We start from the raw sequence: 9,997 nt of genomic DNA, 5'->3' as shown, positions 1-9,997 counted from the left end.
GAAGGGACTGGCGCCGCCGTCGGGACCGCCCACTGGCGCGTCGGAGGCCGAGCTCGCGGCGATGATGAAGAAGATCAAGCTGCCGGCCGGCTTCAAGATCGAAGTCTATGCGCCCGGCGTGCTCGCGGCGCGGCAGATGGCCTGGGGTGACAAGGGCACGCTGTTCGTCGGCTCGTTCGGCCTCGGCAACGTCTATGCCATCAAGGACAACAACGGGAAGAAAGAGGTCAAGACCATCCTCAAGGGGCTGAACATGCCCACCGGTCTCGCCTTCAAGGACGGCGCGCTCTACGTCATCGCGGTCGACAAGCTGATCCGCTACGACAACGCGGAAGCCAATCTGGACAAGCTCGGCGACGGCAAGGTCGTCTATGACGACATGCCGTCCTATGCCGCGCATGGCTGGAAGTACATCGCGGTCGACAAGGAAGGCTGGTTCTATTTGCCGTTCGGACCGCCCTTCAACGTCGGCGTTCCCCCGACCAGCGTCTCGCAGATCCGCCGCGTCGATCCCAAGACCGGCAACGCCGAAATCTATGCGCTCGGCGTCCGCAATTCGGTCGGCGGCGACGTCGATCCGCGCACCGGAAAGTTCTGGTTCACCGAGAACGCGCGCGACTGGGTCAGCGACGATCTTCCCAGCGACAAGCTGAACATGATCTCGAAGATCGGCGAGCACTTCGGCTATCCCTATTGCCACCAGGGCGACCTGCCTGATCCGAAGTTCGCGATGGGCCACAAATGCTCCGAGTTCACGCCGCCCGTGCTGAATCTCGGCGCGCATGTCGCTCCGCTCGGCATGAAGTTCTATACCGGCGATCAATTCCCCGCCGAGTACAAGAACAACATCCTGATCGCCGAGCATGGCTCCTGGAATCGGCACAAATACCAGGGCGCCCGCATCAAGCGCGTGATCGTCGGGCCCGACGGCAAGAACGCCAAGCAGGAGGTGTTCGCCTCCGGCTGGATCGAGGGCGACCAGGGCTATCTCGGCCGTCCCAACGACATCATCCTCGCCAAGGATGGCTCGATCCTCGTCGCCGACGACTGGGCCGGCGCGATCTACCGCATCAGCTACAGCAAGAAGTAGCGCACGACGATATGGAGGCTGCGGTGGCCCAGAGGCGCCGCAGCCTCTCCCATTTCAAGTTCGCACGCTGTCGTTCCGGATTGGGCGCCGCTTGCGCGCAACTCCGGAACCCATAGCCACGAAACGGGGTTATGGATTCTCCGATGCGCAATTGCGCAATGTGGAATGACGAAATCGTTAGAGCGGAATCCCCATCATGTGCCGGCAGTCCATCTCGCACGCAATCAGCGCGGTTGCGCTCCTCACGCTCGGCTTCCTTCCGGCAGAGGCCGCCGATGTCGCCGCCGGCAAGGCCAAAGCAGAAATCTGCGCCGGCTGCCACGGCGACAACGGCGTCTCGCAGATGGAGAACATTCCCTCGCTCGCCGGCCAGCCCGATCAATTCCTGCAATGGCAGCTCGTGTTCTTCCGCGCTGGCTCCCGCAAGAACGAGCAGATGCAGCCGATCGTCGAAGAGATCAACAACGAGGACATCCGCAATCTCGGCGCCTATTTCGCCTCGCTGACGCCGCCGAAGGCTGCGGAGGACAATGACCCCGACCTGTCCAGGAAGGGCGCGCAAGCCGCCGCCGGCCGCCGCTGCGCCTCATGCCACACCGACACTTACGCCGGCACCAAGGCGGTGGCGCGGCTCGCCGGCCAGCGCGAGGAATATCTCGTGAAAGCGCTGAACGACTACAAGACGAGCCAGCGCGTCGGCGGTGCCGGCGCCGCGATGGCCGACGTCGCCTACTCCCTGAGCGAGGAAGAGATCACCGCGCTCGCGCACTATCTGGCGCATTTGCAGTAGCGGAGGCAGGAGGCATCACCAAACTCCGCCGTCGTCCCGGCGAAGGCCGGGACCCATAACCACAGGAGGGTGTGGTTACGGGGACTCGGAGTGACGACTTCGCGCACAATGTAGGCTTGTGGCTATGGGTCCCGGATCTGCGCTTACGCTTGTCCGGGACGACAGCGGAGTGTGGAGCTGGCTACCCCGCCCGCTGCTTCTCATACGCCTTCAGATGCGTATAGGCGATGCGCAGCTTCGGCACCGGCACCTTGGCGGCGTCGCCGCGCGCGATGAGATCGCCGATGACGTGATCGGCCTCGACCGGAAGGCCCGCCTTGATGTCGCGGAACATCGACGCCGTCATCGGCGACCCCTCGGTGGTCAAATTGCCCTTGACCCGCTCGAAGAACGGGCCGCCTGGCGTGTAGCCCGACGCCGTGGCGACCGCGCTGGTTTCATCAAGCATGCCGAGCAGGAAATCCCTGCCGCCGGGCGCAGCGAGGATGTTGCCGACGGAGCTGCGCATCAGGCTGGTGGAGGCCGCGAGCGAAGACAGGAACACCCACTTCTCCCACATGTCCTGCATGATGTTCTGGCTGGCGGTGGCACCATTGATGCCGCTCTTGAAGGCCTCGTCGATCGACTTGACCCGGTCCGACAGTATGCCGTCGCGCTCGCCGTAATTGATCGACTGCATCGGCTGCAGCTGCACCACCTCGCGCTTTTCGTTCAAGGTCGCTGCGATGGCGCAGAGGCCGCCGAGCACGCGCTCCTTGCCGAATTTGGCATCCAACGTGTCGAGATGCTTCATGCCGTTGAGCATCGGAATGATCGCCGTATTCGGCCCCACCGCCGCCGCGAAGGATTTGATGGCGTCGTCGAGGTCGAACGCCTTGCAGCTCAAGAGCACGACGTCGAATTTTTCGGACAGCTTGTCCGCCTCGACCCGCGGCGGATCCTTCAGCGTGACGTCGCCGTTCGGGCTCTTGATGACGAGGCCGGCGCTGGCGAGCTCGCTGGCGCGCCGCGCCCGGACCAGGAAGGTGACGTCGCGGCCGGCCTGCAACAGCCTGCCACCAAAATAGCCGCCGATGGCGCCGGCGCCGACCACGAGGATACGCATGGGATTGTCCTTGTTGTTTCTTCTTTGCTGTCGTCCTGGCGAAAGCCAGGACCCATTACCCCAATTGTTCATTGTCGGGCAAATTGGAGATCCAGCCCACCGCTTCAATAACCTTCGGTGGTTATGGGTCCTGGCCTTCGCCAGGACGACCTCGGGGAGATTGCGAGCTTTCCCCGCGATGCGGGAATCACATTCCCGACACCATCTCCTCGACCTCGCGCAACTGCTCCTTGCCGAAGAACATCTCGTTGCCGACGAAGAAGGTCGGCGAGCCGAACGCGCCGCGGGCCACCGCCTCCTCGGTGTTCTTGATCAGTTTGCCTTTTACCTCCGGCTCCTGGGCGCGGGCGAACAGTTTCTGGGCATCGAGGCCGGAGGACGCCAGCGCCTTCGCTGCCACTTCCGGATCGTCCATCTTCTTCGGCTCGCGCCACATATGGTGGAAGGCGGCCTCGACATATTTTTCGAACACGCCCTCGGCCTGGGCGGCGATCGCCGTGCGCATCAGGTTCAGCGTGTTGACGGGGAAGAAGGGGTTCATGACATAGGGCGGAACCTGGAAGCGCTTGAGAAAGCGCTCGGTCTCGACCGCCTGGAATTCGCGCTTGTTCTTGACGCCGGCGAGCGTTTCGGCCGGCGACTTGTTGTTGGTCGACTTGAAGATGCCGCCGAGCAGGATCGGCACATATTCGAATTTCACGCCGATCCGCTGCTCGATCGCCGGGATCGCCAGATGGCTGAGATAGGCGTTCGGGCTGCCGAAATCGAACAGGAATTGCGGGGCTGCGCGGGTCAAATTCGTCCTCCCTGGCGTCGCTTTTTGACATTGTGGCGCAGGGCGCGCCGCAGGTCTACCGTTTAATGATGGTCATAATACCTTGATGATCCGGTCAGATCAGGCGCCGGATCGCGCGCTTGCGCCACACCAGGAGGTAATAGCCCATCTGCAAAATGAACATGGCGCAGAACACGATCGGATAGGCGGCCCATACGCCCTTCAGGCCAATCGTGCGGCTCAGGATGATCGCGGCCGGCAGCTCGATCGCGACGATGGCGAAGATCGCCAGCAGCATCGGCGTCAAGGCGAAACCGGCGGCACGCATGGCGCCCGAAAACACGGTGGCCAGGCCGAACGGAACCGAGCTCCACAAGGCGATGTGGAGCAAGTCCTTGGCGAGATCGAGCACCGCGCCATCGGTGATGAAGATGCCGAGCACGGCGCGGGGTGCCAGATAGATCAATGCCACGAGGCCACCGGTCAGGATGACGTTGAACAGCAGACCGGTCCGTACGATGCCGTCGAGCCGCGCCCTGTCGCCGCCGCCGACCGCCTGAGCGCCGAGGATCGAGACCGCAATCGAAATCGACATCGCCGTGAACTGCGTGTAGCCCATCACCTGGTTGACGGCGCCATAGGCGGCGGTGGCGTCGGAGCCAAAGCCGTTGACGAGCCCGAGCAGCACGAGCTCCGCGATCGCCATCACCACCATGCCGATCGCGCTCGGCAGTCCGATGCCGAGAATCTTGCCGAGCACGGATCCGTTGAGCCGCAGATGACGCAGCAGCGCGGCATCAGGAGCAACCGCATGCTGCTTTCGCCGCAGATAGACGGCGAGCGCAATCAGCGTCAGCGCGTTGGCGATCGCGGCCGCCCATGCCGGGCTCGCGATGCCGGCCGCCGGCAATCCGAACGCGCCGCGGATCAGCATCGGCGTCAGGATCAGGCCGATCGCGGTCGACAACGCCAGCGCCAGCAGAGGCGTCAGCCCATCGCCGACACCGCGGATCATCGCCGTCATCAGCAGGAAGACGAAGCCGAGCGGCATCGTCAGCAGCATGATGCGCGCATAAGCGGAGGCCTGATCGAGAATGTCTGCGGGCGTCGCGAGCGCCATCATCAATGGCCGGCTGAACAGGCCGCCAACCAGTGCAATCGAGATCGAGAGCAGCAGGCCGACCGCGAGCGTCGCGCCGACAACGATTTTGATCCGGCCATGTTCACCGGCGCCAAACGCCTGCCCGATCAGCACGGTGGCGCCGGTGCTCAGGCCCATGACGAAGGCGAACAGGAAGAACATCACCGGGAAGAACGCCGAGACCGCCGCGAGTGCGTCGACGCCGATCATCTGGCCGAGATAGACGTTGCTGACGGTGCCGAACAACGATTGCAGCGCGTTGCTCAGCATCAGCGGTGCGAGGAAATGGAGGAAGGTGGTCCAGAGCGGCTTTGCGGCGGACATGGATTGGCCTTTCATCAGGGCGTGCGAAGCCGTTGTCGCGCAAGGTGCGCGGCTCGGCCGTTGATGGTTGATGGAAAGCGGTGCGCCTAGGCGCGGTCGCTGTAGGCGAGCTTGACGATGTGGTCGCGGATGTCGGTGGGCCAGTCGGCGATCAGTCCGGTGAAGCGCCGCCGGTCATCGGCGAACAGCGTCCGCGAAGCTTCCTCGAATTGCGGCAGGTTGCCCGCCATGGTCGACATGAAGTGGTAGGCCGCATCGCGCGCCTGCCGCTCGCGGTCCTTGTCGCCGCTCGCGCGCCGGGCCTCGTCGACGAGCTTTCGCAGCGCGACCGACGCACCGCCGGGCTGGGCGTTGAGCCACTCCCAGTGCCGCGGCAGCAGCGTCACCTCGCGGGCGACCACGCCGAGCTTCGGCCGGCCGCGGCCGCGCGGCTCGTTCGGTGGTGCGGTCTCCTCGACCGGGGGCGGCACAAGCTTCGCCACCCGTGCCAGCACCTCGCGATCCCCGCCGCGCAGATCGAAGTCGATCGATCGGCCCGTAGAGTCCTCGAAGATGATGATGGGCTCGTCCGGCGGTGGTGCGATCCGCTTCACGACCAGCGCGACCTCTCCGGCCGACCCGGACGCCAGGCGGCGCGGGCCTTGGAAGGCGGTGAAAGTCCTTTGCATCGGGATCATTGCCATATTTTTTGATGACTTTGGCCAATTAATACCCGGGTAAATTAGTGACGTCAATATACCCGGGTGAAAATATCCGTCCGGATGGCTCGACATTGCGGTCCCGGGCTGGCACGAACGCGCGGCCAATCGACCACGCCAAGCCGGGGACCACGCGATGCTGATCGTTCACCACCTCAACAATTCACGCTCGCAGCGCGTGCTGTGGCTGCTCGAGGAGCTGGGCGTGCCCTACGAGATCGTGCGCTATCAGCGCCAGCCCGACATGCGCGCGCCGAAGGAGCTGCGCGCCATCCATCCGCTCGGCAAGTCGCCCGTCATCACCGACAACGGCAACACCATCGCCGAGTCCGGCGCGATCATCGAATATCTCATCGCGACCTACGGCAATGGCCGGCTGATCCCGCCGCCGAACACGCCCGAGCGGCTGCGCTTCACCTACTGGCTGCACTATGCCGAAGGCTCGGCGATGCAGCCGCTGCTGCTGAAACTGCTGTTCACGCTGATGCCGAAGCGCGCGCCGGCGTTGCTGCGGCCGCTGGTGCGCAAGGTCTCGAACCAGGCGCTGACGGCGCTGGTCAATCCGCAGCTCAAGCAGCACATGGATTATTGGGAAGGCGAGCTGGGAAAGAGCGAATGGTTCGCCGGCAGCGACTTCACCGCCGCCGACATCCAGATGAGCTTTCCGCTCGAGGCCGCCCAGGCGCGCGGCGGGCTCGAGCAGGGTCACCCCAAGGCGATGGCGTTCCTCGAACGCATCCACGCGCGTCCGGCGTACAGCCGCGCTCTCGAAAAAGGCGGGCCGTATCAGGTGGGGCGGTAGGCTTCCTCACCGTCATTCCGGGGCACGCGAAGCGTGAACCCGGAATCTCGAGATTGTAGAGTGAGATCCCGGGTTCGATGCTTCGCATCGCCCCGGGATGACAGCCAAAGACTTAGTCCGCGTGCAGCACGCGGCCGCGCGTCTCCGGCAGCGCGAATGCGGCGATGAAGAACACCGTGTAGGCGACCACCGCGAACATCGCGATCGCATTGGCGAGCGTCGTCGTCGCCGACAGCGCGCCGACCAGGAACGGAAACAGCGCGCCGATGCCGCGGCCGAAATTGTAGCAAAAACCCTGGCCCGACCCGCGCAGCCGCGTCGGATAGAGCTCGGTCAGGAACGCGCCGATCCCCGAAAAATAGCCCGAGGCGAAGAAGCCGAGCGGGAAGCCAAGCACCCAGAGGATCTCATTGGTCAGCGGCAGCTGCGTGTAAAGCAGCACCACCGCGACGGCGCCGAGCGAGAAGGTCAGGAACAGATTGCGCCGTCCGATGCGGTCGGCAAGCCAGGCGCCGACGAGATAGCCGATGAAGGAGCCGATGATCAGCGTCGAGAGATAACCGGTCGAGCCGACGATCGAGAGATGCCGCTCCTTGGTCAGAAACTGCGGCACCCAGAACGTGATCGCGTAGTAGCCGCCCTGGCAGCCGGTCGCCATCAGCGACGCCAGGATCGTGGTCTTCAGGATCGGGCCCGAGAAGATCTCCCAGAGCGCCGGGCGATCGCCGCTCGCAGCCTGCTTGGCGCGGGCCGCAGCCGCGATCTCCGGCTCGGTGACGGAGCGGCGGATGTAGAATACCAGGAGCGCCGGCAGCGCGCCGATCACGAACATCCATCGCCACGCCGTCTCCGCCGGCATCAACGAGAACAGGATCGCCTGCGACAGCACCGCGAGACCCCAGCCGACCGCCCAGCCCGATTGCACCGAGCCGACCGCGCGCCCGCGATATTGCGGCCGGATCGCCTCGCCCATCAGCACCGCGCCGGCCGCCCATTCGCCGCCGAAGCCGAGGCCGAGCACCGCGCGCGCGATCAGGAGCTGTTCGAAATTCTGCACGACCGCGCAGACCAGCGAGAAGAACGAGAACCAGATGATGGTGATCTGGAGCGTCCTGACCCGGCCGATATGGTCGGAGAGATAGCCGCCGAGCCAGCCGCCGATGGCGGAGGCAAGCAGCGTCACGGTACCGGCTAGGCCCGCCGAGGCGGCGTCGACTTTCCACAATGCGATGATGGTGCCGATCACCAGCGGATAGATCATGAAGTCCATGCCATCGAGCGCCCAGCCCGCAGCGCAGGCCCAGAACGTCCGTCGCTCCGGCGCGTTCATGTCGCGATAGAAGGCGAGAAGGCTGGTGTCTTCGATCTCGGCGCGTTCGATGCGCCCGGTCGGATCGGTCGTGGTCATGTGCGTTTCCCCGGCAGTTTTTGGCTGGGCGGTGGTAGCACGCGCGGCGGCCGGCGCAAGCCGGCGCGAGCCTTCGCGCCATGCGGCAGACGAGTTACTGTCCCGCTGCTTCGGCGCCCCGGGTGCGCGGATCGGGCGCCCCGAGCGGACCGTTGGCGGTCACGAGAATCGAATTGGCGGAGGTTTGTCCCATCGGCTCGACGATCAGATGGTCCATTGCCTTGAGCTCGAACAGGACGGCATCGGGGAAGCCGCGCTCGACGCGCACCTCGTCCGGCAGCCATTGGTGATGCAGCCGCGGCGCGGCGACGGCGGCGGCAACGTCCATCCTGTAGTCGAGCACGTTGACGATCACCTGGAGCACGCTCGAGATGATGCGGCTGCCGCCGGGCGAGCCTGTGACCAGAACCGGCTTGCCGTCCTTCAGCACGATGGTCGGCGACATCGAGGACAGCGGTCGCTTGCCCGGTCCCGGCAGATTGGGCTCGAAGCCGACGAGCCCATAGGCGTTGGAAGCGCCGACCGCCGCGGTGAAATCGTCGAGCTCGTTGTTGAGCAGCACGCCGGTGCCGTCGGCGACGAGGCCGACGCCATAGCTGAAGTTCAGCGTATAGGTGTTGCTGACGGCATTGCCTCTGCCGTCGACCACGGAGAAGTGCGTGGTGTTGCTGCCCTCGCGCGGCGAGGTGGCGGCGGAGACGAGTTTGCTCGACGGTGTGGCACGGTCGGTGGAGATGCCGGCGCGCAGCTTGGCGGCGTAGTCCTTGGCGGTAAGGGTGTCGATCGGCGCGTTGACGAAGGCGGGGTCGCCGAGATAGCGCGCGCGGTCGGCATAGGCGCGTTTCATGGCTTCGATGAGGAGATGCAGCGAGGCCGGCGATCCCTGCTTCAGGTCGGCGAGTTGAAAGCCTTCGAGGATGTTGAGGGTTTCCACCAACACGACCCCGCCGGACGAAGGCAACGGCATCGAGACGATGTCGTAGCCGCGATAGGTGCCGCGCACCGGCGCACGTATCACCGCCTGGTAGGCTTTCAGATCGGCTGACGTCATGATGCCGCCGGCATCGGTCACGGCCTTGGCGAGCTTGTCCGCAACCGCGCCGTCGTAGAAACCGCGCGGGCCTTGCGCCGCGACGGCCGCCAGCGTTTCGGCAAGATCGCTCTGCACGAGCCGGTCGCCCTCGCCGAGCGGCGTGCCATCGGGCCGCGAGAAGATCTTGGCCGTGGACGGCCAGCGCGCGAGGCGCCGATGCCAGCCCGGCAAGGTGTCGGCCATGTCGTCGCTGACGATGAAGCCGTCGCGCGCGAGCGTGATCGCGGGCTCGAGCAGCTGCGCCAGCGTGAACTGGCCCGAGCCATATTTTTCCAAGGCCAGCGTGAGGCCCGCGACCGTGCCGGGCACGCCAACGCCGAGCGCGGAATCGCGCGACTTCGCGGCGTCGGGCTTGCCGTCAGGGCCCAGGAAGATTTGCGCCGTCGTCGCTGCCGGCGCCGTCTCGCGGTAGTCGATCGTGATGTCCTCGTTGCGGTCGGCAGAATGGATCACCATGAAACCGCCGCCGCCGATATTGCCGGCGCGCGGATAGGTCACGGCCATGGCAAAGCCGGTCGCGACCGCGGCATCGACGGCATTGCCGCCGCGCCGCAGGATATCGGCGCCGACCTGCGCGGATATCTTCTCCTGAGCCACCACCATGCCGTGCTCGGCGGCAACGGCTTGGACCGTGTCGAGCGCCGGTGGAACATACGCCCGGCGCGCATCCTGTGCGGTGGCGGGCCCGAGACCGAACGCCAAAGTGGCTATGAACGCGAAAAACGTCCGCCGTGTCGAGAATGACGACATCATCAAACTTCCGTCGTGGCC

General features: G+C 65.2%; 9 protein-coding genes. 3 read left to right on the top strand and 6 right to left on the bottom strand.

Features of this window, described 5'->3' with window-relative positions:
• Together ACXJL8_RS03965 and ACXJL8_RS03960 are read left to right on the top strand one after the other, a co-directional pair.
• A partial coding sequence (locus ACXJL8_RS03965) for a PQQ-dependent sugar dehydrogenase (protein ID WP_456684648.1) occupies nucleotides 1-1,090 on the top strand: 1,090 nt, incomplete at its 5' end.
• A gap of 196 nt (nucleotides 1,091-1,286) precedes the next feature.
• Complete coding sequence (locus ACXJL8_RS03960; protein WP_456621507.1) at nucleotides 1,287-1,880, top strand: c-type cytochrome; 594 nt, start codon at nucleotides 1,287-1,289, stop codon at nucleotides 1,878-1,880.
• A gap of 181 nt (nucleotides 1,881-2,061) precedes the next feature.
• Here the strand turns inward: ACXJL8_RS03960 and panE are convergent, their stop codons facing one another.
• The 4 genes from panE to ACXJL8_RS03940 form a co-directional block, all read right to left on the bottom strand.
• A complete protein-coding gene (gene panE, locus ACXJL8_RS03955; RefSeq protein ID WP_456621508.1) occupies nucleotides 2,062-2,985 on the bottom strand; it encodes a 2-dehydropantoate 2-reductase in 924 nt (307 codons plus the stop codon).
• Nucleotides 2,986-3,172: 187 nt separating this feature from the next.
• Nucleotides 3,173-3,781, bottom strand: a complete 609-nt coding sequence (locus ACXJL8_RS03950; RefSeq protein WP_456621509.1) for a 2-hydroxychromene-2-carboxylate isomerase — start codon at nucleotides 3,779-3,781, stop codon at nucleotides 3,173-3,175.
• A gap of 94 nt (nucleotides 3,782-3,875) precedes the next feature.
• Nucleotides 3,876-5,225, bottom strand: coding sequence for an MATE family efflux transporter (locus tag ACXJL8_RS03945; RefSeq protein WP_456621510.1), 1,350 nt, complete (start codon nucleotides 5,223-5,225; stop codon nucleotides 3,876-3,878).
• Between the two features lie 86 nt (nucleotides 5,226-5,311).
• Nucleotides 5,312-5,908 carry a DUF2239 family protein gene (locus ACXJL8_RS03940; protein ID WP_456621511.1) on the bottom strand — a complete coding sequence of 199 codons (597 nt, stop codon included), beginning with the start codon at nucleotides 5,906-5,908 and terminating at the stop codon, nucleotides 5,312-5,314.
• A gap of 151 nt (nucleotides 5,909-6,059) precedes the next feature.
• Here ACXJL8_RS03940 and ACXJL8_RS03935 point away from each other — a divergent pair, with 151 nt between their 5' ends.
• Nucleotides 6,060-6,725: a glutathione S-transferase family protein gene (locus ACXJL8_RS03935; protein ID WP_456621512.1), complete on the top strand. Its 666-nt coding sequence runs from the start codon at nucleotides 6,060-6,062 to the stop codon at nucleotides 6,723-6,725.
• Nucleotides 6,726-6,837: 112 nt separating this feature from the next.
• On the opposite strand, the gene ACXJL8_RS03930 is transcribed toward ACXJL8_RS03935, so the two are convergent.
• On the bottom strand, nucleotides 6,838-8,133 hold the full coding sequence (locus ACXJL8_RS03930) for an MFS transporter (RefSeq protein ID WP_456621513.1): 1,296 nt from the start codon (nucleotides 8,131-8,133) through the stop codon (nucleotides 6,838-6,840).
• 94 nt (nucleotides 8,134-8,227) lie between these two features.
• Nucleotides 8,228-9,979: a gamma-glutamyltransferase gene (gene ggt, locus ACXJL8_RS03925; protein WP_456621514.1), complete on the bottom strand. Its 1,752-nt coding sequence runs from the start codon at nucleotides 9,977-9,979 to the stop codon at nucleotides 8,228-8,230.
• Nucleotides 9,980-9,997 lie beyond the last annotated feature (18 nt).

Source organism: Bradyrhizobium sp. P5_C11_2 (assembly GCF_054049755.1).
Note: the sequence above shows the minus strand (reverse complement) of the source record. Positions and strands in the feature narration are given on the sequence as shown.